This window comes from Streptomyces sp. MP131-18, from assembly GCF_001984575.1.
GTDB lineage: Bacteria > Actinomycetota > Actinomycetes > Streptomycetales > Streptomycetaceae > Streptomyces > Streptomyces johnsoniae.
Genome location: NZ_LZNS01000001.1, coordinates 1,962,027 through 1,987,642, shown reverse-complemented (window position 1 = coordinate 1,987,642; position 25,616 = coordinate 1,962,027). Strand labels below are relative to the sequence as shown.

The window sequence follows — 25,616 nt, the reverse complement described above, 5'->3', positions numbered from 1 at the left end:
CGCGGGCGCGCGCCGGGGTGCACGCTTGGCGCATGGCCACACGCATCGTCGTCTATCCGCTGACCGAGGGCGGCGGGCGGCGGGTGCGCGCGAACGGCGAAATCCTCGGCCGCGCGAGGTCGCTCGGCGAGCTGCTCGAATTCCTGCGGCGCGCCGGGCTCGACCCGGACGACGTGGACCTGCGCGACCCCGGCCTCTTCGAATGGCGCGGCGGCGGGCCCGACATCTGGGAGTAAAGGGCCGGGAGCGGGGTGGGCGCGGCGTCAGCCGTCGGCCCCTGCGGCTCCGGCGGGCGTCCTGATGCCTTCGACGACGAGGCGCAGGAGGCGATCGGGGTCGGCGGTGCCGTACTGGCTCGCGGTGGCGGCCCCGCAGGCCAGGGCCAGCACCTCGGCGCGCGAGACGTCGGGCCGGACCGCGCCGCTGCGCTGCGCTTGCGTCAGAAGTGCGCCGGCGGCCGCGTGCATGCTCATCACGCCGGCGTGCAGGTCCGACTCCTCGTCCCCGGCGGTGGCGACCACCGACTCCGGCAGGCCCTGATAGGCAGACGAGCACTGGCCGAACTCCCGTAGCCACTCGATGAGCGCCTCCAACGGTTCCGGGGAACCGGCGAGCCGTTCCGCATGGTTGCGCAGGGACTCGATCCTGTCGCGCAGAAGCGCTTCCAGGAGCGCCTCGCGGGTCGGGAAGTGCCGGTACAGGGTGCCGATGGCGATATTGCAAGAGCGCGCGATCTCCGCGAGCGACGCCCGCACGCCGTGCCGGCGGAAGGCGGCGTCGGCCTTGTCGAGCAGCTGCTCACGGTTGCGGCGTGCATCGGCGCGCTGCGTTCTGGGGGCCTGGCTCACGTCACCTCCGGAACATGAGGACTGCTCACTATAGTAACGTGTGAAACATGAGAGGTTCTCACTATCGTCTGGGGAGGACGGATGAACTCGGCAATCGGCCGCGTCGGCCTGTGGACCGCGGCTCTGGACACCGAGCCCGCGACGCGTGTACGCGAATTGGCGGCGGAGATCGAAGAGCTCGGCTTCGGCGCGCTGTGGTTCGGTGAGGGCTTTGGCCGGGACGCGCCGACGCAGGCCGCGCTGCTGCTGGACGCCACCCGGCGGCTGGTGGTCGGCACCGGCATCGCGAACGTCTTCCTGCGCGACCCGATCGCGATGGCCGCCGCGGAGCGCTCGCTGGCCGAGGCGCATCCCGGCCGGTTCGTCCTCGGGCTCGGCGGACACCGGGTCGACGACCGGCCGCTGATGTACCTCGGCTACCGCGTCCCCTCCGCGGGCCGCGCCGTTGCCACCATGAGCGCCTACCTCGACGCGATGGACGCGGTGCCCCTCCAGGGCCCGCCGCCGGCCGTCCCCGCCCGCCGCGTTCTCGGCGCGCTGGGACCGCGCATGCTGGATCTGGCCGCCACCAGGACCGACGGCGTGCTGCCCTACCTGGTACCGGTCGCCCACACCGAGGCCGCCCGCGCCAGGACCGGCCCTGGGGGGCTGGTCGCCGTCGAACAGGCGGTCGTGCTGGAGCCGGACCCCGGTGCCGCCCGCGAGCTGGCCCGCGCCCATGTCGGCGCCTACCTCGCCGGAGGGGGCGCGTACACCAGGAACATGCTCCGCCTGGGCTACCGGCCCGACGAACTCGCCGAGCAGCCGAGCGACCGGGTCGTCGAGGCGCTGGTGGCGGGCGGCGGTCCCCGGGCCCTGGACGCCATCGGCTCGCGGGTGCGTGCCCACCTCGACGCCGGCGCCGACCACGTCTGCCTCCAGGTGCTCACCGCCGACCCCACCGCGGCACCGATCGCGCACTGGCGCGAGCTGGCCGCACTCGGCCGTGAGCTGTCCTGAGCCCCACCGGAACGTTGCGGGCCGGCGCGCGCCGGCCCGCGCTCCGGCGCCGCGCCGAGCGTGCGCTCAGGGCCGCACCGCGGGGCGGGCCATCCGGCTGCCGAGCAGTACCATACGCAGCGCCCGTTCCGCCGCGTCGGCCAGGAACTCCCCGCCGCGCGCCAGCGCCTCCGGCAGGCCGACCGGCGCGGGCAGGATGCCGCTCCAGGCGTCGACGCCGATCAGCCTGACCTCGTGCGCGCCCTCGCCCAGGGTGCCCGCGAGGGCGAGCACCGGAATGCCGAGCGCCTTCGCGCGCCGGGCCACCTCGCCCGGGATCTTCCCGCGGGAGGACTGCCGGTCCAGCGCGCCCTCCGCGGTGACCACCAGGTCCGCGCGCGCCAGCCGCGCGTCCAGGTCGACGTGGTCCAGCAGAACGTCGAAGCGCGGCAGCAGCCGCGCGCCCACGGCGGCCAGACCGGCACCCAGGCCCCCGGACGCGCCGGTGCCCGCGCCCGTGCGCAGGTCGATGCCCGTGGGCGCCAGGTCGCGGGCCAGTACGCCGGCCCAGTGGTCGAGCGCCGTGGACAGCTCCTCCACCAGCGCGGGCCCCGCGCCCTTCTGCGGCCCGAAGACGCGGGCGACGCCGCGCGGGCCGCACAGCACGTTGAACGGGTTGCACGCGACCAGCACCTCGGCCTCGGCGAGCCGCGGGTCGAGCCCCCGCGCGTCGATGCGGTGCAGCCGCCGCAACGCGGCTCCGCCGCGCGGCAGGTCCCGTCCGTCCGCGTCCAGCAGCCGGACGCCCAGCGCCTGGAGGGCGCCCGCGCCGCCGTCGGACGTGCCCGAGTCGCCGCAGCCCACCAGGATGCGCCGCACCCCGGTGTCGAGCGCCGCGGTGATCAGCTCGCCGACGCCGTACGTCGTCGTCGCACCCGGATCGCGCTGCCCCGGCGGGACCAGCGAAAGACCGGCGACCGCGGCCATCTCCACCACGGCGGTGCCCTTCAGCAGCGCGAAGTGCGTCGGTACCGGCGAGCCCACGGGTCCGGTCGCGGTGCGGTGGACCAGCCGGCCGCCGGCCGTGGCGGCGAGCGCCTCGGCCGTGCCCTCGCCGCCGTCCACCAGGGGCAGCAGGTCGATGTGCGAGCCGGGTGCGGCCCGCAGCAGGCCCTCGGCGATGGCGTCGGCGGCGGCGGAGGCGGACAGTGACTCCTTGAGGCCGCTGGGCGCCACGGCAAATCGGTACGGGGGGATCACGGGCACTCCTCAGGGGGTGACGCCGAACAGCGGCCACACGGCCAGGGCGAACAGCAGAACGAGGGCGGCGGTGAGCGGGGCGAGCACCGCGGACAGCCGCAGCAGGTCACCGGGGGTGTACGTCGGTGTGCCGGGCACATCGGAGAACAGGGCGACCGGTTTGGCGGAGGCCGGCAGGGTGTGGCAGAAGCCCGCCGCCGCCGTCGAGGCCAGCGCGGCGGCGACCGGGTCGACCCCCGCGGCCATCGCGGCGGCCACCACCAGCGGCACCAGCACGCTGGAGCGGGCGGAGCGGGACTGGAGCACCAGATGCGCCGCGGTGCTCACCGCGACGACGACGGCGAGGAACGCCCACGCGGGGACGGCGTCCCCTGGCAGGCCCGATATCAGCCACGTCGCGGCCCCCGACTCGGCCAGCGCCACCCCCATCGCCATGGTGGCCGCCATGAACAGCAGCAGCGACCACGGCACCGTGGCCAGCGCGTCCTTGAGCCGTATCGTGCCGAGCGCGGGCGCCGTCGCGACGACGGCGCCGATCAGCGCGACCACGGCGGGCGACGCCCCGTGCAGCGGCTCGCTGCACCACAGTGCGACGACGGTGGTCAGCAGCGCGGCGCAGCGGGTCTCGGCCGGCGAGAGCCGCCCGGTCACCGGCCGTTCGCTGTGCTCCTCGATCGCCTCGGCGGAGACCCGCACGCCCCCGCGCCGGTCCGCCCGCCGCGTCGTCGTGAGCAGCACCACCTCGGCGGCGAGGTGGGAGGACACCACGGCCAGCGGCAGCCCGAGCAGCAGCCACTCGTGGAAGCCGACCCGTTCCCCCGTGGTCTCCCACAGCACCGAGACGGTGATGAGGTGGGCGCCCGCGCCGATCAGCGTGGCCACCGCGGACAGCAGGATCACGGTCGGGAAGAGCAGGGCCAGCGCGACGACAAGACGCTTGCGGTCGGCCAGCGCGCGGGCCAGGGCGAGGAAGACGGGCAGGGCCAGCGCGGCGCGGCCCGAGGTCGCGGGCACCGCGAAGGCCGAGACGACCAGGGCCGCCGTCGTCAGGTGCACCAGCTGCCGCACCGTGCGCGCGCCGCCCACGAGGAAGGCGGCGGCGCGCCCGGCGAGGCCGGTGGCCGCCACGGCGGCGGCCAGGACGAACGCGCAGATCAGCAGCCATATCGTCGCGTCGCCCAGGGTGCCGAAGAGGGCGTCCGCGCTGGTGACCCCGGTCACCGTCAGGGCCAGACCGGCGCCGAGCGCGACGTAGGTGTCGTCGATCGACGAGGCGATCCAGGCGCAGGTCGCGAGCGCGAAGACGGCGAGCGTGATGCGCGCGTCGCCGGCCAGCTCCGGGAAGTTCCGCGGAACGAGCAGCAGCCCGCAGAAGCTCAGCGTCGCGCACAGCGCCGCGGCCTGACGGAAGGTGAGTGTCACCCGACCAGTCTCCGAACGCCGGGTGAGCGACCGATGAACCCTTCATGAGGGGAACTTCATCGGCCGGGCGACGCCCTCCCGCGCCTCACTGCGGCAGCCGGTACCCCATGCCGCGCACCGTCTCGACGCGCGCGGCGCCGAGCTTCTTGCGCAGCGCGCGCACGTACACGTCCACGATGTTCGAGCCCGGGTCGAAGTCGTAACCCCATACGTGGGACAGGATCTGCTCGCGCGAGAGCACCTGTCCCGGGTGCCGCAGAAAAAGTTCGAGCAGCACGAACTCGCGCGCCGTCAGGTCCACCATCGCGCCCCCGGCGCGCGCCCGGCGCGTTCGCAGGTCGAGGCTCAGGTCGCCGCTGCGCAGCACCGTCACCTCGGGCGCCCTGGCCGCGGTGCGCAGCCGCAGCCGCACCCGGGCCAGCAGCTCCTCGAAGCGGAACGGCTTGGTCATCCAGTCGTCCGCACCGCCTTCGAGGCCGGCCACGGTGTCGCGCACCGAGTCGCGCGCCGTCAGCACGATCACCGGCACGGTGACGCGGGACTCCCGCATCTCGCGCAGCACCGTGAACCCGTCCCGGCCCGGCAGCCCGATATCGAGCAGGACCAGGTCGTAGCCGCCGGTGCTCACGTAGTCGAGCGCGGCGTCGCCGTCCACGGCGACGGTGGTGGTGAAGCCGTTGGCCCGCAGGCCCTTCTCGACGAAGGAGGCGATGCGCTCCTCGTCCTCGGCGATGAGGATGCGGTTCATGGGGTCTCCAGTACGAGTACGAAGGTGGCGCCCCCGCCGGGAGTGGGGCGCAGGTCCACACGGCCGTGGTGGCCCTCGGCTATCGCCTTGACGATGGACAGGCCCAGCCCGGCCCCGCTGCCGCCGCCGGTCCTGCCGCCGCGCCTGGCGTCGCCGCGCCGGAAGCGTTCGAAGATCATGTCGGCGTCCTCGGCCGGGACGCCGGGCCCCGAGTCGGCCACGTACAGCTCCACGTGCCGCTCGGTCAGCCGGGAGCCGATGTGCACGGCCTGCCCGGGGCCGGTGTGCTCGACGGCGTTCTGCGCGAGCTGCACCATGGCCTGTGTGATGCGCTGCGCGTCCAGTTGTGCCTCGCACTCGGCCACTTCCGGCAGCTCCCAGCGCCGGTCGCCCAGGGCCCTGGCCTTCACGAACACGTCGGCGGTCAGCTCGGCCAGCTGAACGGGCGCGGGCTGCACGAAGTCCGGCCGTTCCGCCTTGGCGAGCAGCAGCAGGTCCTCGACGATGCGGCTCATCCGGTCCAGCTCGTCGGTGACCAGCCGCACCGTCTCGCGCCGCTCCGCGACGCTCTCCGGGCCCTCGCCCTCGCTCATCAGCTCCAGGTGGCCGCGCACGATGGTGATGGGCGTGCGCAGCTCGTGCCCGGCGTCGTCCACGAAGCGCCGCTGGGCGGCGAAGGCGCGTTCCAGCCGGTCGAGCATCGCGTTGAACGTTTCTGCGAGTGCCGAGATGTCGTCGCGGCCGCGGATCGGGATGCGCCGCGTGAGGTCCTGCTCGGTGAGCTGCGCCGCGGTGGCCCGCACCAGGCGGACCGGCGCGAGGATGCTGCCCGCCACCGCCCAGCCCACGGCGCAGGTCATCAGCAGCGCGACGCCCGAGATCACCAGCAGGATGTTGACCACATTCTGCGCGGAGGACTGTGCGCGGTCGGAGTGGAAGGCGACGATGAACATGGCGGGCGGCTCGTCACCCGTGGGCGTGATGGGGACCTTCGCCCAGCTGACCTCGCCGCTGTCCCGCTTCAGCGTGCCGGTCCGGGCGGTGTCCTCGGCGATCAGTGCCAGCGAGGCGGGGTCCTGGAAGAGCGGCAGGCGGGAGGGTATGTCCCGCGGCTGCCTGATCACCGTGGGCCGCGGCGACTCCACGATGTAGCCGAGCAGCTCCTCGGCCGGGTCCGGGTACTGACGTTCCAGGTAGAGGTTGAGCAGGCGGCGCGCGTCGGTGAACGGCTGCCCGGTGCCCGGGTCGCGCCCGCGCGACACGAAGTTGCGGAACTCGGAGGACTCCTGGGTCAGTATCTGGCTGGTGCGCTCCTCCACGTCGCGCAGCAGGATCGACCGCGTGGTGGTGACGACGGCGGCGAGCGCGACGGCCATCACGACCACGAGCCACAGCAGGATGCGGAACCGGGCGGAGACGCGTGAGGGCGCCCGGGTGCCGCGTTCAGTCGTCGAAGTCGTCCCCGTCCCCGTCCTCGTCTCCGTCGTCGTCCCGGTCGTCGTCCGTGTCGTCCCCGTCGTCGAGGTGCTGCTGGTCGTGTCCATCGATGGGGACCTCGGTCGGGTCGGGCCCTGGCACCACTTCTTCGTTGGGCGGCACCGTGGGCGACGGCTCCTCCAGCTCTACGTCGGAGGGGACCGCGGGCGGTTCGGGATCGTCACTGAGCAGGTAGCTCGTCCCGGCGATGCCCACGGGTATGAGGACAACGGCGGCGAGCGCTGCCATGCGGTGCGAGAAAGCCATACGAACAAGGCTGCGGTCGGACTGTGCTGCGCTTCATGAAAGCAGGATGAAGGAATCTTAATTGTTGAAAGCACCCGGTCGAACCGGAAGATTCACGAGTTTCACTGACAAACGCCAACTACGCGCATTGCAGGGGGCGTTGACCTTCAAAGGCGAGAACGTGGGCGGTTCCGGCCCAGAAGGAGCATGGGGTGCCCTTGTGTCGCACTCCGGACTCATCCTACAAGTCGTACATGGCTACTCCACTGTCTGCGGACAAACTCCTGAAAGCGCTCGGCGACGAAGGCGTCGACCTCGTCGAGCACCGTTCCTGGCGCACCAACAACCGCAACAAGTCCGGGGCCTGGGGCCCCGTGCACGGCGTGATGATCCACCACACCGCCACCTCGGGCACCGACAGCTCGGTCGAGCTGTGCTACGACGGTCGCTCCGACCTGCCCGGACCGCTGTGCCACGGCGTCATCGCCAAGGACGGCACCGTCCACCTGGTCGGCCACGGACGCGCCAACCACGCGGGCAAGGGCGACGGCGACGTGCTGAACGCCGTCATCGCCGAGCGCTCCCTGCCGAAGGACAACGCCTCCGACACCGACGGCAACCCCCACTTCTACGGCTTCGAGTGCGTCAACCTCGGCGACGGCGACGACTCCTGGCCGAAGGAGCAGGTCGAGGCGATCGTGCGGGCCTCGGCCGCGATCTGCCGCGCGCACGGCTGGGGCAAGGACGGCGACACCTCGGTGATCGGCCACTTCGAATGGCAGCCGGGCAAGGTCGACCCGCGCGGCCCCGGCATCTCCATCAAAGACGTGCGCAAGCGCGTCGTGGACCGGCTCGGCCACGCCGCCGACTGGACTCCGCGCCCCTGAACCGGGAACTCCACTGCAACCGACGGCAGCCCGACGGGCTCAACAGGGCAGCAGATCGGGCATGGGCGCGGAGACCGTGACGCCCGGCGCCGAACGGACAACCAGGGGAGGGCACCGCGCCGCCCGCCGCGGGGCCGGACAACCAGGACGGAGACCTCACGTGCACACCGAGCCGGAAGACCTGGCCAGGGCCGCAGGACCCCGCGTCCGCGCGGCGCTGGCCGCCCTCCCCGAGACGCAGCGCGCCCTGGTCGGCCTCACCGCCGGCGGCCGCCGCACCGTTGCCGAGGCCGCCGCGGCACTCGGCGTCCGCCGCACCACCGCGCGCCTCCGGCTGCGCCGCGCGCGCCGGACGCTGCGCGCCGCCGCGCGCACCGAGGCGGCGGAGCGGGCCGCGGCGGCGCTCCCGCTGATGCTGACCTACTCGGGCCGCAGGGCCTGAGGCACCGCGGCACCTGGCGCCGTCACGCCGCGCCCGCGGCCCGCCGCACCAGCTCGATGTAGCGGTCCCAGTCCCAGTGCGGGCCCGGGCACACCCGCACCACGTCCGGCACCTCGTTGTGCCCGACGATGTGCTCGCGGTCGACCGGGATGCCGTACCGGTCGCAGATGCCGGCCACCAGCCGCGCGGACGACTCGTACATCGCGTCGGTCAGGTACTCGGGCCGGTCCGCCCACCCCTCGTGCTCGATGCCGACACTGCGCTCATTGAACCCCTGGTGCCCCGCGTGGTAGGCGACGTCCAGCTCCCTGGCCAGCTGGGCTATGTGCCCGTCGGCGGAACGGACCACGTAGTGCGTCGCGGCCCCGTGCCCCGGGTCCTGGAAGACGCGCAGCGTGATCGGGTAGGTGGCCTCCGGCATGTGGATCACCACCCGGTCGATGCCGTAGTCCCGCGGGCGGCTGGCCTGCCGGTAGTTGGCGGAGGACGCGGGGACCCACTCGGCGCCCGCGTGGTCCACCTCGCCCTCGACGCGCGGGGTCTCGCTCCCCGAGTACCGCCACCACCAGCGCGAGAGCGTGTCCCGCGCCGCGTACCCGCCCACGCCGAGAGCCCCGGCCGCGCCGCCCACGAGCAGCGCCCGGCGTCCGGGCCCGCCGCGCGGCTCCCGCGGGCCGCGCCCGGCGGAATGCCCACCCGCGGAATGCTCACCCATCGCGCATCTCCTCCGGTCGGAAAGAACGTCCGAGGCCCCGCCGCCGGTTCCGCACCGGCTCGTAGAATCGGCTCACCATGCCCTACCTCGACCACGCCGCCACCACCCCGATGCTCCCCGAGGCCATCGCGGCGATGACCACCCGCCTCGCCACGACGGGCAACGCCTCGGCCCTGCACGGTTCCGGGCGGCGGGCCAGGCGGGCGGTGGAGGAGGGGCGCGAGACGCTGGCCGCCGCGCTCGGCGCCCGGCCCAGCGAGATCGTCTTCACCTCCGGCGGCACCGAGGCCGACAACCTCGCGGTCAAGGGCCTGTTCTGGGCCCGCCGCGCCGCCGACCCCCGCCGCACCCGCGTGCTGGCCAGCCCGGTCGAGCACCACGCCGTGCTCGACGTCGTGCAGTGGCTCGCCGACCACGAGGGCGCGCGCGTCGAATGGCTGCCGGTCGACGCGTACGGCCGCGTCGCGCCCCGCGTGCTGCGCGCGGCGGTCGAACGGGACCCGGCCGACGTCGCGCTGGTGACCGTCATGTGGGCGAACAACGAGATCGGTACCCTTCAGCCGGTCGCCGAGCTGGCCGCCATCTGTGCCGAGCACGGCATTCCGATGCACTCCGACGCCGTCCAGGCCGTCGGCCAGCTGGAAGTGGACTTCGCCGCCTCGGGGCTCGCAGCGCTCACGGTGTCGGGGCACAAGATCGGCGGTCCTTACGGCATCGGCGCCCTGCTGCTCGGCCGCGACTGGACCCCGACGCCCGTTCTGCACGGCGGCGGCCAGGAACGCGAGGTGCGGTCCGGCACCCTCGACGTGCCCGCCATCGCCGGCTTCGCCGCCGCCGCCGAACACTCCGCGGCCCACCGCGCGGCGACGGCCCGCCGCGTCGCGGCGCTGCGCGACGCGCTCGTCGAGGCGGTCCGCGCGGCCGTGCCCGACGCCGTGCTCGGCGGCGACCCGGACCCGGCGGGCCGCCTGCCGGGGAACGCGCACTTCGCGTTCCCCGGCTGCGAGGGCGACTCCCTGCTGCTGCTGCTCGACGCCCAGGGCATCGAGTGCTCCACCGGCTCCGCCTGCACCGCGGGCGTCGCCCAGCCCAGCCACGTGCTCCTCGCCACCGGCGCCGACCCGGACCTGGCGCGCGGCACGCTCAGGTTCTCCCTCGGGCACACCTCGACCGAGGCCGACGTGGCCGCCGTTGCCGGCGCGATCGGGCCCGCCGTCGAGCGGGCCCGCACGGCCGGGCTCACCTGACCGGGGGGCACCGGTACGGGGCACTACCCTGGTGGAGTGATGACTGACTCCGTCCCCGCTCCTGGACCCGCAGGCGGCCCGGGACGCCTGCGCGTGCTGGCCGCGATGTCCGGTGGGGTGGACTCCGCCGTCGCCGCCGCCCGCGCCGCCGAGGCCGGGCACGAGGTGACCGGCGTCCATCTCGCCCTGTCGGCCAACCCGAAATCCTTCCGCACCGGCGCCCGCGGCTGCTGCACCGTCGAGGACTCGCGCGACGCGCGCCGCGCGGCCGACGTCATCGGCATCCCGTTCTACGTCTGGGACCTGGCGGAGCGGTTCCGGCAGGACGTCGTGGAGGATTTCATCGCGGAGTACCGGGAGGGCCGCACCCCCAATCCGTGCCTGCGCTGCAACGAGAAGATCAAGTTCGCCGCGCTGCTGGACAAGGCGCTGGCCCTCGGCTTCGACGCGGTCTGCACCGGGCACTACGCGACGGTCGTCCGCGGCGCGGACGGGCGCGGGGAGCTGCACCGTTCGGCCGACCTCTCCAAGGACCAGAGCTACGTGCTCGGCGTCCTGGACGAACGGCAGCTGGCCCACGCCATGTTCCCGCTCGGCGACACCCGCGCCACCAAGCGGGAGATCCGGGCCGAGGCCGAGCGCAGGGGCCTGGCCGTGGCCCGCAAGCCCGACAGCCACGACATCTGCTTCATCGCCGACGGCGACACCCAGGGCTTCCTGGCGGGCCATCTCGGCTCGGCCGAGGGTGACATCGTGGACGAGGAGGGCCAGAAGGTCGGCACCCACCGCGGTGCGCACGGCTTCACGATCGGCCAGCGCCGCGGCCTGCGCATCGGCCACCCGGCCCCGGACGGCAAGCCGCGTTACGTGCTGGACATCTCGCCGGTCACCAACACCGTGACGGTCGGCCCGGCCGAGGCGCTCGACGTGGTCGCCCTCACCGCCATCAGGCCCCGCTGGTGCGGGGCCGCGCCCACGGGTCCCGCCGCGTACACCGCGCAGCTGCGCGCGCACGGCGGCGAGACGCCGGTCACGGCGGAGCCGGACGGCGGCTCGCTGCGGGTGCGGTTCGCCGAGCCGGTGCGCGGCGTCGCGCCCGGCCAGGCGATCGTGCTGTACGACGGGACGCGGGTGGTCGGGTCCGCGACCATTTCCGCAACGGAGCGCGCGGGCGCGGCCGTCGGCTGACGGCCGCGCGCCGTTCGCGCCGGCTCACACCACGTCGCGCCTGCGGTTGGCGAGCACGGGAAGGGTCCGCCTGGCCCGTTCCGTCTCGGCCGGATCGACATCGGCGACCAGCAGCCCCGGCTCCGCGCCGAGCCGGGCGCGGACCTCGCCGTAGGGCGAGACCACCATGCTGTGCCCGATGCCGGTCGGCGCGGACGTCGCGGGCGGTTCGCCGACGCTGGCCGGGTCCGCCTGCCCGGCCGCGACCAGCCAGCAGGTGCTGTCGAGCGCCCTGGCCCGCACCAGCAGCTCCCACTGCTCCGCCTTGCCGGGCCCCGCGCCCCACGAGGCGGGCAGCAGCACGATCCGGGCGCCGTCGTCCGCGAGCCGCGTGAACAGGCCGGGGAAACGGACGTCGTAGCAGGTGGCGAAGCCCAGCACCACGCCGTCGAGCTCCGCCGTCACCGGCCGCGAACCGGGCGCGACGGTCGCCGACTCGGCGAAGCCGAACGCGTCGAACAGGTGCAGCTTGTCGTAGTGCGTGTCGATGCCGCGGCCGGTGATCAGCAGGGTGTTGCGGACCCGGCCCGCCCCGGCCGGGGTGAACATCCCGGCGACCACCAGCACCCCCGCGGCATCCGCCACGGCCCGCACCCGCGTCGCCCACGGCCCGTCGAGCGGCTCGGCGAGCGGGCCGAGCGGGATGCCGAACCTGGCCATCGCGGCCTCGGGGAAGACCACGGCGTCGGCACCCTCGGCCGCCGCCCGCGCCGTCTGTTCCGCGATGGCCGCCAGATTGTCCGCCGGCGAGACGCCGGACGCCAGTTGACTCACTGCGATCCGCACGGGGAGCCCTCCTTCGCTGTCGGGGCATAGGAGACCATGGTCGTATGGCAACGCATGTGATCACGGGGGCAGGGTCCGGAATCGGCGCGGCAGTGGCGCGGCGGCTCGCGGAGCGCGGTGACGAGCTGTGGCTGTGGGCCCGGGACGCGGGGCGCGCACGGGAGCTTGCGCAGCATTTCCCCGGCGCGCGCACGCTGGTGGGCGACCTGGCCGAGCCGGAGCGGCTCTCGTGGGCCCTCGGGCACCAGTCGCCGCCCGACCGCATCGACTCGCTCGTGCACAGCGCCGGCGTCGTCGACCTCGCCGGCGTCGGGGAGCTGACGCCGCGGATCTGGCAGGCCACGCTCGCTGCCAACCTCGTCGCGCCCGCCGAGCTGACCCGGCTGCTGCTGCCGCAGCTGCGCGCCGCCCGCGGCCACGTGGTCTTCGTCAACTCCGGCGCCGGGCTGCGCGCCAGCCCGCAGTGGTCCGCGTACGCGGCGAGCAAGCACGGGCTGAAGGCTCTCGCCGACGCCCTGCGTGGCGAGGAGGCGCCGGGCGGGGTGCGCGTGACCACCGTCTACCCCGGGCGCACCGCGACGCCCATGCAGGAGAAGGTGCACCGGCAGGAGGGCAAGGACTACGACCCGGAACGGTGGCTGACCGCCGACGCGGTGGCCACCACCGTGCTCACCGCACTCGACATGCCGCGCGGCGCCGAGGTCACCGACCTGACCGTCCGCCCGGCGGGATGACCCGCCTGCCGGGAGCGGCACCCGCCCGGTGACCTACGTTGTCCCCGTGACAGACACGTGGAAGTTCCCCTGGGGCCCGGCCGCCGCGACCGGGGTCGGCTCGATGCCGGGCGAGGACGTCCGGGAGGCGGCCCGGATCGTGACCGGCACGCTGGAGACACTGCCCTTCCTGCCGGAGCTGCCCGCCCGCGGCCCCGGCGCCGACATGACCGGCCGCACCGCGGGGCTGCTGGCCGAGCTGTACGCGCACCTCCAGCCGAGCGGCTGGCGGATCGCCGACCGCCCGGGGCGCGATACGCGGCGCGCACGGGCGTGGCTGCGCGAGGACCTGGACGCGATCGAGGAGTTCACGCAGGGCTACGAGGGCGCGCTGAAGGTGTCGGCCGTCGGCCCCTGGTCGCTGGCCGCGGCCCTGGAGCGCCGCAACGGCGAGGCGATGCTCGGCGACCCCGGCGCCCGCAGGGACCTGGCCGCGTCACTGGCCGAGGGGCTCGCGGCCCACCTGGCGGAGGTGCGGCGCCGGCTGCCGGGCGTCCGCCCCGTGCTCCAGCTCGACGAGCCCTCGCTGCCCGCGGTGCTCTCCGGCCGGGTGCGGACCGCCAGCGGCTACCGGGCCCACCGCGCCGTCGACCCCGCGGTCGCCGAGGAGGCGCTGCGCGGCCTGATCGCCGCCGCCGGGGACATCCCCGTCGTCGTGCACTGCTGCGCCGCGGAGGTGCCGTTCGGACTGCTGCGCGGGGCCGGGGCGACCGGGATCTCCTTCGACGCCGGGCTGCTCACCGAGCGTGACGACGAGGCGGTGGGGGAGGCGGCCGAGGGCGGTACCGCCCTCTTCGCGGGCGTCGTGCCAGGGCGGGGCGCCGAGGCGGAAGAATTGTCGGACCCGGCCGGTACTGTCGGTGGAGTCAGGTCGCTTTGGCGCAGGCTGGGCCTGTCTCCCGGGCTCCTCGCGGAGCTGGTGACACCCACCCCGGCCTGCGGTCTCGCGGGTGCCTCCCCCGGGTACGCGCGGGCCGCGCTCGTCCACTGCGCCCGGGCGGCGAGATCCCTCGCGGACAACCCTGAGTGACGGGAGACGAGACAGTGGCTGGGGAACGTGGCGTCGAGCAGCAGTCGTCAGTGCCCGCTTCGGCCCGGGAGCGGCATGCCCGCCTCGCCGAGCAGGTCGAGGAGCACCGTTTCCGGTACTACGTGAAGACGCCCGTCATCAGCGACGCCGCCTTCGACAAGCTGCTGCGCGAGCTGACCGGTCTTGAGGAGGAGCACCCGGAGCTGCGCACGGCCGACTCGCCGACGCAAAAGGTCGCCGGCGTCTACGAGACGGAGTTCACCTCCGTTCCGCACCGCGAGCGGATGCTCTCACTGGACAATGCGTTCGCCGACGAGGACCTCGACACGTGGGCCGACCGGATCGCGGAGGAGCTGCGCGGCATTCCGTACCACTTCCTGTGCGAGCTGAAGGTGGACGGGCTCGCGGTCAACCTGACGTACGAGCACGGCCGGCTGACGCGGGCGGCCACCCGCGGCGACGGGCGGACGGGCGAGGACATCACGCCCAATGTGCGCACGATCGACGAGGTGCCGCTCCGGCTCGCGGGCGATGAAGTGCCGGAGCTGGTGGAGATCCGCGGCGAGGTCTTCTTCCCCATGGAGCGCTTCGAGGAGCTGAACGCGCGGCTGGTCGAGGCGGGCGACAAGCCCTTCGCCAATCCGCGGAACGCGGCGGCCGGTTCGCTGCGGCAGAAGGACCCGAAGGTCACCGCGAGCCGCCCGCTCAAGATGGTGGTGCACGGCATCGGCGCCCGCGAGGGCTTCGACATCGACCGGTTGTCGCAGGCGTACGAGCTGCTGAAGGGGTGGGGCCTGCCCACCGCGCGGGCGGGCAGGGTCGTCTCCTCCATCGACGGGGTGCGGGAGTTCATCGCGCACTACGGGGAGCACCGGCACGCGGTGGAGCACGAGATCGACGGCGTCGTGGTGAAGGTGGACGAGATTCCGCTCCAGGGCCGCCTGGGCAGCACCTCGCGGGCGCCGCGCTGGGCGCTGGCGTGGAAGTACCCGCCGGAGGAGGTCAACACCAAGCTGGTGGACATCCGGGTCGGCGTGGGGCGCACCGGCCGCGTCACCCCGTACGCGGTGGTCGAGCCGGTCACGGTGGCCGGTTCCGAGGTGGAGTTCGCCACCCTGCACAACCAGCAGGTGGTCAAGGCCAAGGGCGTGCTCATCGGGGACACGGTGGCCCTGCGCAAGGCCGGGGACGTGATCCCGGAGATCCTCGGCCCGGTGGCCGATCTGCGGGACGGCCATGAGCGGGAGTTCGTGATGCCGGCCGAGTGCCCGGAGTGCGGCACGGCCCTCATGCCGATGAAGGAGGGCGACATCGACCTCCGCTGCCCCAACGCCAGATCCTGTCCCGCCCAGTTGCGGGAGCGGATCTTCTACCTGGCCGGGCGCAGATGCCTGGATGTCGACCACTTCGGCTATGTGGCGGCCACCGCGCTGACCCAGCCGCTGGAGCCCACCGAGCCGCCGCTGCGCGACGAGGGGCGGATCTTCGAGTTGACGGTGGAGGAGCTGCTGCCGATCAAGTCGTACGTGCTCGACCAGGACACCGGCCTGCCCAAGCGGGATGCGGAGACCGGCGAGCCGAAGATCGTCACCTTCTTCGCGAACAAGCAGGGCGAGCCCAAGAAAAACACGCTGGAGATGCTGGAGGGGCTCCGGAAGGCGAGGCAGCGGCCCCTGGCCCGCATCATCACCGGCCTGTCGATCCGGCACGTGGGGCCCGTCGCGGCGCAGGCGCTGGCGCGCGAGTTCCGTTCGCTCGACCGCATTGCCGAGGCGAGCGAGGAGGAGCTGGCCGCGACCGAGGGCGTGGGCCCGACGATCGCCGCCTCGCTCAAGGACTGGTTCGCCGTGGACTGGCACCGCGACATCGTCGAACGGTGGCGGGCGGCCGGCGTCAGGCTGGCCGAGTCGGGGGACGAGGAGGCCGGGCCGCGCCCGCTGGCCGGGATCACCGCGGTCGTCACCGGCACGCTCGCGAGCCACACCAGGGACGAGGCGAAAGAGGCCCTCCAGAGCAGGGGCGCCAAGGTGACCGGCTCGGTTTCGAAGAAGACCCACTTCGTGATCGTGGGGGACAGCCCTGGTTCGAAGTACGACAAGGCGGTGCAGGCGAAGGTGCCGATCCTCGACGAGGCCGGGTTCGCCATCCTGCTGGAGCAGGGGCCGGACGCGGCGCGCGAGGCGGCCCTGCCCACGGACACGGACACGGAGCCGGAAGCGGGCACGGAAGCGGGCACGGCAGCGGAAGCGGGCACGGCGGCGGGCGCGGACGCCGGCGAGGGGGAGTCCGCGGGCGGGCAGGCGGCCGAGGGCGGGTCGGCCTCGTGAGGAGCGGGACCCTTTCCACCCGGCCATGCGTTCGGCATATACCAGAGGAATAAGCGCATGTGAGGGCCTTTCAGGAAGCGCGCCGGTTCCCTGCCCCACTCGCCGCCAGGCGGCCTAGGGTGGGGAGGTGCGCCCGCTCGGGCGCCGGCGACACCGGCCGTGAGAGGGAATCCCGCATGCAGTCAGCCCCCCGCGGAAGGCCCGTTCCGCTGCGTGGTCCGGCCTGGCTCTCCCGGTATCTGAGGCCCGCCGTCCTGGCGTGCGCCGGAGTCGCACTCCTGATAGGCGTCAGCCGGGTGCTCGCCGACGGCCGCGCCCTCTTCCCCGGCGACCGCCCCGGCTGGGGCTTCGCCGTTCTCACCGGCATCATCGTCGCCTACCTGGTCGCCGTCGACCGCGACCGCTGGTGGGGCGGTTCGGGCGCGGGTGCGGCCCTCGCCCTTGCCATGCTGCTGCTCTACGGCTGGGTCCCGGCGGTGCTGGTCAGCCTGGCCGTCGTCACCCTGGTCGGCGCCGCGCGCAAGGACCGCTGGCCCGACGCCCTGCTGCACGGCGCGATCGACATGCTGGGCGTCGGCGCCGCCGCCCTGGCGCTGGCGGCCTGGGGCACCAGGCCCAGCGTCGAGCACCCCTGGGAGCCCGGCGACTGGCAGCCCTCCACCCTGCCGCAGCTACTGCTCGGGGCCTGCGCCTACCTGGTCATATCCCGCACCCTGCTGTGGCTGAGCACCGATCCGCCGGGCGGCCTCGACTCCCTGGCGTTCACCGCGCTGCTCCGGCAGGGCCTGGTCGCCGTGGCACTGCTGTGCACGGCGCCGCTGATCGTGGTCGTCGCCGTCGAACGCCCCCTGGTGCTACCGCTGTTCGCGGTGCCGCTGATAGCCCTGGACTCCTCCTTCTGGATGGCGCGCGCCCGCGACGAGGACCAGCTCCTCGACCCGCTGACCGGCCTGCCCAACCGCCAGTGGCTGCTGGCCCGCACGCAGACCGCCCTGGACGAGGCGGCCCTGAGGGGCGACCGCGCCGCACTCCTGCTGATCGACCTGGACAGCTTTCGTTCTGTCAACGACACTCTCGGTCACCTCACCGGCGACCGGCTCCTGCTCCAGATAGCCGACCGGATACGGCGCGAGCTGCCCGGGGACGCGGAGGCCGCCCGGCTGGGCGGCGACGAGTTCGCCGTGCTCCTGCCGCGCGTGCCGTCCGCGACCAGCGCGCAGCGCGCCGCCCGCGCCCTCATCGGCTCCCTCAGCGCCCCGCTCGATCTGGACGGACTCACGCTCGTGGTCGAGGCCAGCGTGGGCGTGGCCGTCTTCCCCGACCACGCCCCCGAGGGCGAGGGGCTGCTGCGCCGCGCCGACGTGGCGATGTACGCGGCCAAGCGCGACCGCAGCGGCGTCGAGGTCTACGACGCCAGCCGAGACGTCAACACCCCCGACCGGCTCGCCCTGCTGGGCGACCTGCGCCGGGCCCTCGACACCGGCGAGGTCGAGCTGCACTACCAGCCGAAGGTCCGTTTCGACGGCGTCGTCGCCGGGCTCGAAGCCCTGCTGCGCTGGCAGCACCCGGACCGGGGCCGCGTCCCGCCCGACGAGTTCATCGCCATCGCCGAGACCTCAGGACTGATGCCCCGGCTCACCGAGTACGTGCTGGAAACCGCCCTCGGCCAGGTCGCCCGCTGGCGCGCGGACGGCCTCACCGTTCCCGTCGCGGTGAACGTCTCGCCCCGCGACGTGCACACTCCCGGGTTCGCCGGGGCCGTGGCCGCCCGCCTGGCCCGGCACGGCGTACCGGCCGGCTCCCTCCAGCTGGAGATCACCGAACACGTGATGCTCGAGGACCCGCAGCAGGCCGCCGACACCCTCGCCGGTCTCACCGGGCACGGCGTCCGCATGTCGCTGGACGACTTCGGCACCGGCTACTCCTCCCTGGTCCACCTGCGCCGGCTGCCGGTGAGCGAGCTGAAGATCGACCGTTCGTTCGTCGCCCGGCTCGTCGTGGACAGCGAGGACGCCGAAATCGTGCGCTGCACGGTCGAGCTGGCGCACTCCCTCGGCCTCGTCGTCGTGGCCGAGGGGGTCGAGGACGACGAGACCTGGGAACGGCTGCGCGCCCTGGGCTGCGACGCCGTCCAGGGCTGGCTGGTCGCCGCCGCGATGCCGCCCGCCGAGACCACCGCCTGGCTGCGCGCCCGTGAGACCGCGCCGCCCGAGGCGGAGTCCTCCCACGCCACCGCGCTCCCCGCCGCCGACCCCGCGGACGCCGAGCCGGTCCGCTGAGCGCGCGGTCCGCCGGGCCCGTTTCCCGGGACCGCCGCCCGGCGGAGAACGTGTGCGCGGGCCCGGGAGCGGGCGCCATAGGATTGGCCGTGAACTTGAAGCCCGCGACGAGCAAGAGGATCGCCACATGCCCGGCATCACGCGCGAGGAGGTCGCCCACCTCGCCCGGCTGGCGCGTCTGGAGCTGACGGACGAGGAGCTCGACCACTTCGCCGGACAGCTCGACGACATCATCGGCGCGGTCGCCCGCGTCGCCGACGTCGCCACCGAGGACGTACCGCCGACCTCCCACCCGCTGCCGCTCACCAACGTGATGCGCCCCGACGAGGTCAGGCCCGGCCTGACCGCGCGGCAGGCGCTGTCCGGGGCACCCGCCCAGGAGCAGCAGCGTTTCAAGGTGCCGCAGATCCTGGGGGAGGAGTGACCGACATGACCGATCTGACCCGTTCCACCGCGGCGCAGCTCGCCGCGCGCATCGCGGACGGCACCGTCAGCGCCGTCGAGGTCACGCAGGCGCACCTCGCGCGCATCGACGCCGTCGACGAGAAGGTGCACGCCTTCCTCCACGTGGACCGCGAGGGCGCGCTCGCCCAGGCCGGGGCCGTGGACGAGAAGCGGGCCAGGGGCGAGAAGCTCGGCCCGCTGGCCGGGGTGCCGCTCGCCCTCAAGGACATCTTCACCACCGAGGGCGTGCCGACGACCGTCGGCTCCCGCATCCTGGACGGCTGGGTCCCGCCGTACGACGCGACGGTGACCCGCCGCCTGAAGGAGGCCGGGATCGTCATTCTCGGCAAGACCAACATGGACGAGTTCGCCATGGGGTCCTCCACCGAGAACAGCGCCTTCGGCCCCACGGGCAACCCGTGGGACCTCACCCGCATCCCCGGCGGCTCCGGCGGCGGCTCCGCTGCCTCCCTCGCCTCCTACCAGGCGCCGCTCGCCATCGGCACCGACACCGGCGGCTCCATCCGGCAGCCCGCCGCCGTCACCGGCACCGTCGGCGTCAAGCCCACCTACGGCGGCGTCTCCCGGTACGGCATGGTCGCGTTCTCCTCCTCGCTCGACCAGGGCGGCCCCTGCGCGCGCACCATCCTGGACGCCGCGCTGCTGCACGAGGTCATCGCGGGCCACGACCCGCTGGACTCCACCTCCATCGACGCCCCGGTGCCGCCGGTCGTCGAGGCCGCGCGCAACGGCTCGGTGGCCGGGCTGCGGGTGGGCGTGCTGCGGGAGTTCCGCGGCGAGGGCTACCAGGCCGGCGTGCTCCAGCGGTTCGAGGAGTCCGTCGACCTGCTGCGCGAGCTGGGTGCCGAGGTGGTCGAGCTGTCCTGCCCGTCCTTCGACTCCGCGCTCGCCGCCTACTACCTGATCGCCCCGTCCGAGTGTTCGTCCAACCTGGCCCGTTTCGACGCCATGCGCTACGGCCTGCGGATGGGCGACGACGGCACCAGGTCGGCCGAGGAGGTCACCTCCCTCACCCGCGAGGCGGGCTTCGGGCCCGAGGTCAAGCGGCGCATCATGCTGGGCACCTACGCGCTGTCCTCCGGCTACTACGACGCCTACTACGGCAGTGCGCAGAAGGCCCGCACGCTCGTCACGCGGGACTTCGAGCGGGCGTTCGCGCAGGTCGACGTCGTCGTCGCGCCGACCACCCCGACCACCGCGTTCCCCATCGGGGAGCGCGCCGACGACCCGATGGCGATGTACCGCGCCGACCTGTGCACCATCCCGGTCAACCTCGCGGGCAACACCGCCCTGTCCCTGCCCTGCGGCCTGGCCCCCGAGGACGGGCTTCCCGTGGGGCTTCAGATCATCGCCCCCGCCCTGGCCGACGACCGGCTGTACCGCGTCGGAGCCGCGGTCGAGGCCGCGTTCGAGGCACGCTGGGGCCACCCGATCCTGGAGGAGGCACCCGCGCTATGAGCAAGAAGCAGAAGTCCAAGACGAGCATGTACATCTCGCTGGGTACGACGCTGTTCGGCACGGTGAGCGTCGTCAGGCGGCTGAAGGACGCCCGGCGGGAGGGCGACACGCTCCAACTCGCGGACGCCGTCGTCTCGGCCGCCGCCATCGTCACCGGTGTCGCCCTGCTGACGCGGGAGCTGCGCCGCATCAACGAGGACAGCTCCGGCATCCTCCCCGACTGAGCGGCACGAGCATCCGAGAGGTAGTACCCCTGTGACCGTCACCGAACTGGTGTCGTACGAGGACGCGCTCACGTCCTACGACCCCGTCATGGGCCTGGAGGTCCATGTCGAACTGGGCACCAAGACCAAGATGTTCTGCGGCTGCGCCACCACCCTGGGTGCCGAGCCCAACACGCAGACCTGCCCGACCTGCCTGGGCCTGCCCGGCGCGCTGCCCGTGGTCAACGCGGTCGGCGTGGAGTCCGCCGTCCGCATCGGGCTCGCACTCAACTGCGAGATCGCCGAATGGTGCCGCTTCGCCCGGAAGAACTACTTCTATCCGGACATGCCGAAGAACTTCCAGACCTCGCAGTACGACGAGCCCATCGCGTTCCACGGGTACCTCGACGTCGAGCTGGCCGACGGCGAGGTGTTCCGTGTGGGCATCGAGCGCGCCCACATGGAGGAGGACACCGGTAAGTCCACCCACATCGGGGGCGCGGCCGGCCGCATCCACGGCGCCTCGCACTCCCTGCTCGACTACAACCGGGCCGGCATTCCTCTCATCGAGATCGTCACCAAACCGATCACCGGTGCGGGGGCGCGCGCGCCCGAGGTGGCCCGCGCCTACGTGGCCGAGCTGCGCGAGCTGATCAGGTCCCTCGGCGTCTCCGAGGCCAGGATGGAGATGGGCCAGCTGCGCTGCGACGTGAACGTCTCCCTCCGCCCGCACGGCCGGGAGGCGTTCGGGACCCGGAGCGAGACGAAGAACGTGAACTCGCTGCGCAGCGTCGAGCGTTCCGTCCGCTTCGAGATCCAGCGGCACGCGGCCGTGCTCGGCGACGGCGGCACCATCGTGCAGGAGACGCGCCACTTCCACGAGGACAACGGCACCACCACCTCGGGCCGCGTCAAGGAGGAGGCCGAGGACTACCGGTACTTCCCCGAGCCCGACCTCGTGCCGGTTGCCCCGGAGCGCGCGTGGGTGGAGGAGCTGCGGTCCGAGCTGCCCGAGCTGCCGCTCGCCCGCCGCACCCGGCTGCGCGAGGAGTGGGGGATCTCGGCGCACGAGATGCAGTCCGCGCTGAATGCGGGTGCCATCGACCTCGTCGTCGCCACGATCGCCGAGGGCGCGGACCCGGCCGCCGCCCGCAAGTGGTGGCTGGGCGAGCTGGCCCGCCGGGCCAACGAGCAGGCCACCGAGCTGGCCGCCCTGCCCATCACCCCGGCCCAGGTGGCGCGCGTCGCCGCCCTGGTCGCGGAGGGCTCGCTGAACGACAAGCTGGCGCGGCAGACCATCGAAGGCGTGCTGGCGGGCGAGGGCGGCCCGGACGAGGTGGTCGAGAAGCGCGGCCTGCGCATCGTCTCCGACGAGGGGGCCCTCGGACAGGCCGTGGACGACGCCATCGCGGGCAACCCGGCCATCGCGGACAAGATCCGCGGCGGCAAGGTGGCCGCCGCGGGCGCCCTGGTCGGCGCCGTGATGAAGGCGACCCGGGGTCAGGCGGACGCCGCCCGCGCGCGGCAGCTGATCCTGGAACGGCTGGGCGCCGCCGAGTAGCGGGGAGTTCCCGTCCCGCGGCCCCGGCCGGCCCCGAGCGGGCCGGCCGGGGCCTTTTCCGGCCGCGCCGTTCGTTCCGCGCCGCCGTTCGTTCTGTGCGGTCGTTCGTTCCGCGCTGCCGTTCGTTCCGGTCGGCCGTGTTCCCGGGGTGACCGCAGGTACCGTGCGGCCGGCCGGGCGTGCCATCCTCGACGGCGTGGAGACCCGCAGCCCGAGCCCCGTGTTCGTCGGCCGCGCCGCCGAGCTGGCGGAGCTGTCGGCCGGTCTCGGCCGGGCCCGCGCGGGCGTGCCCCAGGCGTTCGTGATCGGCGGCGAGGCGGGCATCGGCAAGACGCGGCTGGTCGAGGAGTTCCTGGCCCGCGCCCGGGCCGAGGGCGCCGTCACCGCCACCGGCGCGTGCGTCGAGCTGAGCGCGGACGGGCTGCCGTTCGCGCCGGTGGCCGCCGTGCTGCGCGCCCTGCACCGGCGCCTCGGCCGGGCCGTGGCCCGGGCCGCCGCCGGGCACGAGGCGGAGCTGGCCGGGCTGCTGCCCGAGCTGGGCGCCGCGGGCCGCACCGCGGGCGAGTCCCCGGACCGCGCCCGGTGGCACGAACTGATCACCCGGCTCCTCGAACGGCTGGCCGCCGCCCGGCCGCTCGTCGTCACCATCGAGGACCTGCACTGGTCCGACGGCTCCACCCGCGACCTGCTCGGCTACCTCTTCCGCTCCGTGCACCACGGCACCCGGCTCCTCGTCCTGGCCACCTACCGCACCGACGACCTGCACAGCCGCCACCCGCTCCGCCCGTACCTGGCCGGGCTCGACCGGCTGCGCACCGTCCGGCGCACCGAACTCCGCCCGTTCACCAGAGCCGAGGTCGCGGCCCAGCTGACCGGCCTCACCGGCGCCGCGCCCGGTCCCGAGCTGCTCTCCGCCGTCCACGTACGCTCCGAGGGGAACCCGTTCTTCGTCGAGGAGCTGACCGCGGGCGGCCAGGGCACCGGCCTCAGCCGCACCCTGCGCGACCTGCTGCTCGTGCGCGTCGAGGCGCAGCCCGACGCGGTGCAGGACGTGCTGCGGGCCGTCGCGGCGGGCGGCCACCGGGTGGAGCACCGGGTGCTGGCCGCGGCCGTCCGGCGGCCCGAGGCCGAGCTGCTGACGGCGCTGCGCACCGCGGTCGGCGCCCACCTGCTCGCGCCGACCGGCGAGGGCGACGGCTACCGCTTCCGGCACCCCCTGCTGCGCGAAGCCGTCCTCGACGACCTGCTGCCCGGTGAACGGGCCCGGCTGAACAGGCACTTCGCCGAAGCCCTCGAACGGCACGGCGACCTGGTGCCCGAGGACGAACGGGCCGCCCGCCTCGCCGGCCACTGGTACCACGCGGGCGACCGGGCCAAGGCGCTCCCGGCCGTGCTCGCCGCCGCCGACCGGGCCCGCCGCCGCCACGCCTACGCCGAACAACTGCGGCTGCTGGAACGCGCCCTCGGCCTGTGGGACGGCGTCCCACCGGCCGTGCTCGCCGGGCTGCGGCCGGGCGGGCGGATCGGGGGCCACCCCGGCGCCGGCCCTGGCCCGCGGCCCGTGACCCTGGTGGACCTGCTCGCCGAGGCGACCGGGGCCGCCGCCCTCGCAGGCCGCCCCGACCGGGCGCTGACCCTGAGCGGGCGGGCCCTGCGGCTCATCGACGAACGCCACGAACCGCTGCGCGCCGCCTGGTTCTGGGCCCAGCGCGCCCGCCTCCGCGAAGGGTTCGGCCGCAGCGAGGGCCATGCCGAGCTGGACCGCGCCCGGGACCTGGTGCGCGGCCTGCCGCCGTCCCTCGTCCACGCCCAGGTGATGGCGCTGGCCGCCGCCAGGCTCCTGGCGGAGCGGCCGGGGCCCGAGCTGTTCGAGACCGCGGAGCGCGCCGCTGCGCTGGCCCGTCTGGTGGGCGGGGAGAGCGTCGAGCTGGACGCCCGGATCACCCTCGCCCGCCTGCGGGCCGACGCGGGGGAGACCGCCGAGGGGCTGGCCGAGCTGTCCGCCGTGCGCGACCGCATCCTGGCGCGCGGCGAGGTGGGCCTGCTCGGGCGCTGCCTGGTCGGCCAGGTGTCGACGCTGGGCCTGGCCGGGCAGTTCGGGCCCGCCGCGGAGCTGTCCGCAGAAGCGCTGGGTCTCGCCGACCGCTACGGTCTGGCCGACACCCGGGGCCGGCTCGCGGCCGCCCACGCGAACGCCCTGGTCCAGCTCGGCCGCTGGCAGGAGGCGGACGCCGCCCTGGCCGTCGCCGGGGAACGGGCGCACGCCGTCCACCCGCGGGTCTCCGGCCTGCTGGTCGCCGGCCACCTGGCCGTGCTGCGGGGCGACCTCGCGGCGGCCCGCGCCGCGTCGGCGGACATCCGCGGCAAAATCCGTACCCCCGACCCGCGGCCCGCGTTCGTCATCGAGCTGGCCCGGCTCGACGTGGCGACCGCGGCGGCCGAGGGGCGCGCCGAGGCGGCCAGGGAGGCGTTCGCGCGCGCGGCGAGCGGCACGTTCCCGCCGTTCAGCTCACCCCAGGTGTGGGGCCTGCTGCTGGCCGCCGCGGATGCCGAGGCGGTCGCCCGCGACCGGCTCGCCGCCGCGCCGGGCCGGGCCGCGGCCGTCGCGCGGATCAGGCAGACGATGAAGGTCCGGCCGAGGAAGCCCCCGACGTGGTCCGCGCACGCGCTGTTCGTCGAGGCGCTGCTGCTGCGGGCCGAGGGCAGGGACGCCCCGGCCCACTGGGCCGAGGCGGTCACCGCGTTCGAAGGGCTCGGCCTGCCCCACCACTTGGCCGCCGCCCGCCTGTCCTGGGCGGAGGCGCTGCTCGGCGGCCCCGCGGGCCGGACCGCCGCGCGCGCCGAGGACCGCGACCAGGCCGCCGAGCTGCTGCGGTCGGCCCGCGCCACGGCCGCCGCCCTGGGCGCGGAGCCGCTGGGCGCGCGTGCAGGGAAGGCCGCGGCCCGCGCCCGTATCGACCTCGCGGACCCCGGCGTCCTGACGCCCGCCGCGGCGCGGGACCCGTTCGGCCTGACCCGCCGGGAGCGCGAGGTGCTCGCGCTGGTGGCCGCGGGGCGGAGCAACCGGCAGATCGGCGAGGAGCTGTCCATGTCGCCGAAGACGGCGAGCGTCCACGTCTCCCACATCCTCAGCAAGCTGGCGGTCCCCGGCCGCGGCGAGGCCGCCGCCCTCGCCCGCCGGCTGAAGCTGGTCCCGGCCGGCTGACCACCACCGCGCCCGCCGCCTTGCGTCTCCCGC

22 protein-coding genes and 1 pseudogene are annotated in these 25,616 nt (G+C 74.5%); 15 read left to right on the top strand and 8 right to left on the bottom strand.

What is annotated here, in order from left to right; all coding sequences use genetic code 11:
• The first annotated feature begins 32 nt into the window (after positions 1-32).
• Entirely contained in the window at positions 33-236 is a 204-nt protein-coding gene (locus STBA_RS08630) for a hypothetical protein (RefSeq protein ID WP_077058678.1), read from the top strand.
• A 27-nt stretch (positions 237-263) separates the two neighbouring features.
• On the opposite strand, the gene STBA_RS08625 is transcribed toward STBA_RS08630, so the two are convergent.
• Positions 264-848, bottom strand: a complete 585-nt coding sequence (locus tag STBA_RS08625; RefSeq protein ID WP_077058677.1) for a TetR/AcrR family transcriptional regulator — start codon at positions 846-848, stop codon at positions 264-266.
• Between the two features lie 81 nt (positions 849-929).
• Here STBA_RS08625 and STBA_RS08620 point away from each other — a divergent pair, with 81 nt between their 5' ends.
• Positions 930-1,847, top strand: coding sequence for a TIGR03620 family F420-dependent LLM class oxidoreductase (locus tag STBA_RS08620; RefSeq protein ID WP_077058676.1), 918 nt, complete (start codon positions 930-932; stop codon positions 1,845-1,847).
• Between the two features lie 66 nt (positions 1,848-1,913).
• On the opposite strand, the gene STBA_RS08615 is transcribed toward STBA_RS08620, so the two are convergent.
• The 5 genes from STBA_RS08615 to STBA_RS08595 form a co-directional block, all read right to left on the bottom strand.
• Positions 1,914-3,083, bottom strand: coding sequence for a glycerate kinase (locus tag STBA_RS08615; RefSeq protein WP_077063193.1), 1,170 nt, complete (start codon positions 3,081-3,083; stop codon positions 1,914-1,916).
• A 12-nt stretch (positions 3,084-3,095) separates the two neighbouring features.
• A complete protein-coding gene (locus tag STBA_RS08610; protein WP_077058675.1) occupies positions 3,096-4,508 on the bottom strand; it encodes an SLC13 family permease in 1,413 nt (470 codons plus the stop codon).
• Between the two features lie 85 nt (positions 4,509-4,593).
• Positions 4,594-5,256: a response regulator transcription factor gene (locus STBA_RS08605; RefSeq protein ID WP_077058674.1), complete on the bottom strand. Its 663-nt coding sequence runs from the start codon at positions 5,254-5,256 to the stop codon at positions 4,594-4,596.
• Entirely contained in the window at positions 5,253-6,632 is a 1,380-nt protein-coding gene (locus STBA_RS08600) for an ATP-binding protein (RefSeq protein WP_077063192.1), read from the bottom strand. The genes STBA_RS08605 and STBA_RS08600 overlap by 4 nt, the downstream gene beginning before the upstream one ends.
• Positions 6,633-6,699: 67 nt before the next feature.
• Positions 6,700-6,999 carry a hypothetical protein gene (locus STBA_RS08595; protein WP_077058673.1) on the bottom strand — a complete coding sequence of 100 codons (300 nt, stop codon included), beginning with the start codon at positions 6,997-6,999 and terminating at the stop codon, positions 6,700-6,702.
• A gap of 233 nt (positions 7,000-7,232) precedes the next feature.
• On the opposite strand from STBA_RS08595, the pseudogene STBA_RS08590 reads away from it, so the two are divergent.
• Positions 7,233-7,851: pseudogene (locus tag STBA_RS08590) on the top strand (N-acetylmuramoyl-L-alanine amidase); the annotation flags it as partial.
• Positions 7,852-8,025: 174 nt separating this feature from the next.
• Positions 8,026-8,307, top strand: a complete 282-nt coding sequence (locus tag STBA_RS08585) for a sigma factor-like helix-turn-helix DNA-binding protein (RefSeq protein WP_077058672.1) — start codon at positions 8,026-8,028, stop codon at positions 8,305-8,307.
• A 22-nt stretch (positions 8,308-8,329) separates the two neighbouring features.
• Here STBA_RS08585 and STBA_RS08580 read toward each other — a convergent pair whose 3' ends face one another.
• Positions 8,330-9,022, bottom strand: a complete 693-nt coding sequence (locus STBA_RS08580; RefSeq protein ID WP_077058671.1) for an N-acetylmuramoyl-L-alanine amidase — start codon at positions 9,020-9,022, stop codon at positions 8,330-8,332.
• Positions 9,023-9,099: 77 nt separating this feature from the next.
• On the opposite strand from STBA_RS08580, the gene STBA_RS08575 reads away from it, so the two are divergent.
• On the top strand, positions 9,100-10,269 hold the full coding sequence (locus STBA_RS08575; RefSeq protein ID WP_077058670.1) for a cysteine desulfurase family protein: 1,170 nt from the start codon (positions 9,100-9,102) through the stop codon (positions 10,267-10,269).
• Between the two features lie 39 nt (positions 10,270-10,308).
• Positions 10,309-11,457 carry a tRNA 2-thiouridine(34) synthase MnmA gene (mnmA, locus tag STBA_RS08570; protein ID WP_077058669.1) on the top strand — a complete coding sequence of 383 codons (1,149 nt, stop codon included), beginning with the start codon at positions 10,309-10,311 and terminating at the stop codon, positions 11,455-11,457.
• A 24-nt stretch (positions 11,458-11,481) separates the two neighbouring features.
• Here the strand turns inward: mnmA and STBA_RS08565 are convergent, their stop codons facing one another.
• Complete coding sequence (locus STBA_RS08565; protein ID WP_077058668.1) at positions 11,482-12,282, bottom strand: carbon-nitrogen hydrolase family protein; 801 nt, start codon at positions 12,280-12,282, stop codon at positions 11,482-11,484.
• A gap of 44 nt (positions 12,283-12,326) precedes the next feature.
• Between STBA_RS08565 and STBA_RS08560 the strand changes: the two genes are divergently transcribed.
• From STBA_RS08560 to STBA_RS08520, 9 genes are all read left to right on the top strand, one after another.
• Positions 12,327-13,016: an SDR family oxidoreductase gene (locus STBA_RS08560; protein ID WP_077058667.1), complete on the top strand. Its 690-nt coding sequence runs from the start codon at positions 12,327-12,329 to the stop codon at positions 13,014-13,016.
• A gap of 46 nt (positions 13,017-13,062) precedes the next feature.
• Positions 13,063-14,085 (top strand): methionine synthase, encoded by a 1,023-nt coding sequence (locus STBA_RS08555; RefSeq protein WP_077063191.1) that lies wholly within the window; start codon positions 13,063-13,065, stop codon positions 14,083-14,085.
• Between the two features lie 14 nt (positions 14,086-14,099).
• Positions 14,100-16,412: an NAD-dependent DNA ligase LigA gene (ligA, locus tag STBA_RS08550; RefSeq protein ID WP_077058666.1), complete on the top strand. Its 2,313-nt coding sequence runs from the start codon at positions 14,100-14,102 to the stop codon at positions 16,410-16,412.
• Between the two features lie 176 nt (positions 16,413-16,588).
• Positions 16,589-18,691, top strand: a complete 2,103-nt coding sequence (locus STBA_RS08545) for a bifunctional diguanylate cyclase/phosphodiesterase (protein ID WP_107485003.1) — start codon at positions 16,589-16,591, stop codon at positions 18,689-18,691.
• Between the two features lie 127 nt (positions 18,692-18,818).
• Positions 18,819-19,115: an Asp-tRNA(Asn)/Glu-tRNA(Gln) amidotransferase subunit GatC gene (gatC, locus tag STBA_RS08540; protein ID WP_077063190.1), complete on the top strand. Its 297-nt coding sequence runs from the start codon at positions 18,819-18,821 to the stop codon at positions 19,113-19,115.
• Between the two features lie 5 nt (positions 19,116-19,120).
• A complete protein-coding gene (gene gatA / locus STBA_RS08535) occupies positions 19,121-20,614 on the top strand; it encodes an Asp-tRNA(Asn)/Glu-tRNA(Gln) amidotransferase subunit GatA (RefSeq protein ID WP_077058665.1) in 1,494 nt (497 codons plus the stop codon).
• Positions 20,611-20,838, top strand: a complete 228-nt coding sequence (locus tag STBA_RS08530) for a hypothetical protein (protein ID WP_077058664.1) — start codon at positions 20,611-20,613, stop codon at positions 20,836-20,838. The genes gatA and STBA_RS08530 overlap by 4 nt, the downstream gene beginning before the upstream one ends.
• A gap of 31 nt (positions 20,839-20,869) precedes the next feature.
• Positions 20,870-22,378 carry an Asp-tRNA(Asn)/Glu-tRNA(Gln) amidotransferase subunit GatB gene (gene gatB / locus STBA_RS08525; protein WP_077058663.1) on the top strand — a complete coding sequence of 503 codons (1,509 nt, stop codon included), beginning with the start codon at positions 20,870-20,872 and terminating at the stop codon, positions 22,376-22,378.
• 148 nt (positions 22,379-22,526) lie between these two features.
• Positions 22,527-25,583, top strand: coding sequence for an AAA family ATPase (locus tag STBA_RS08520; RefSeq protein WP_253194584.1), 3,057 nt, complete (start codon positions 22,527-22,529; stop codon positions 25,581-25,583).
• Positions 25,584-25,616 lie beyond the last annotated feature (33 nt).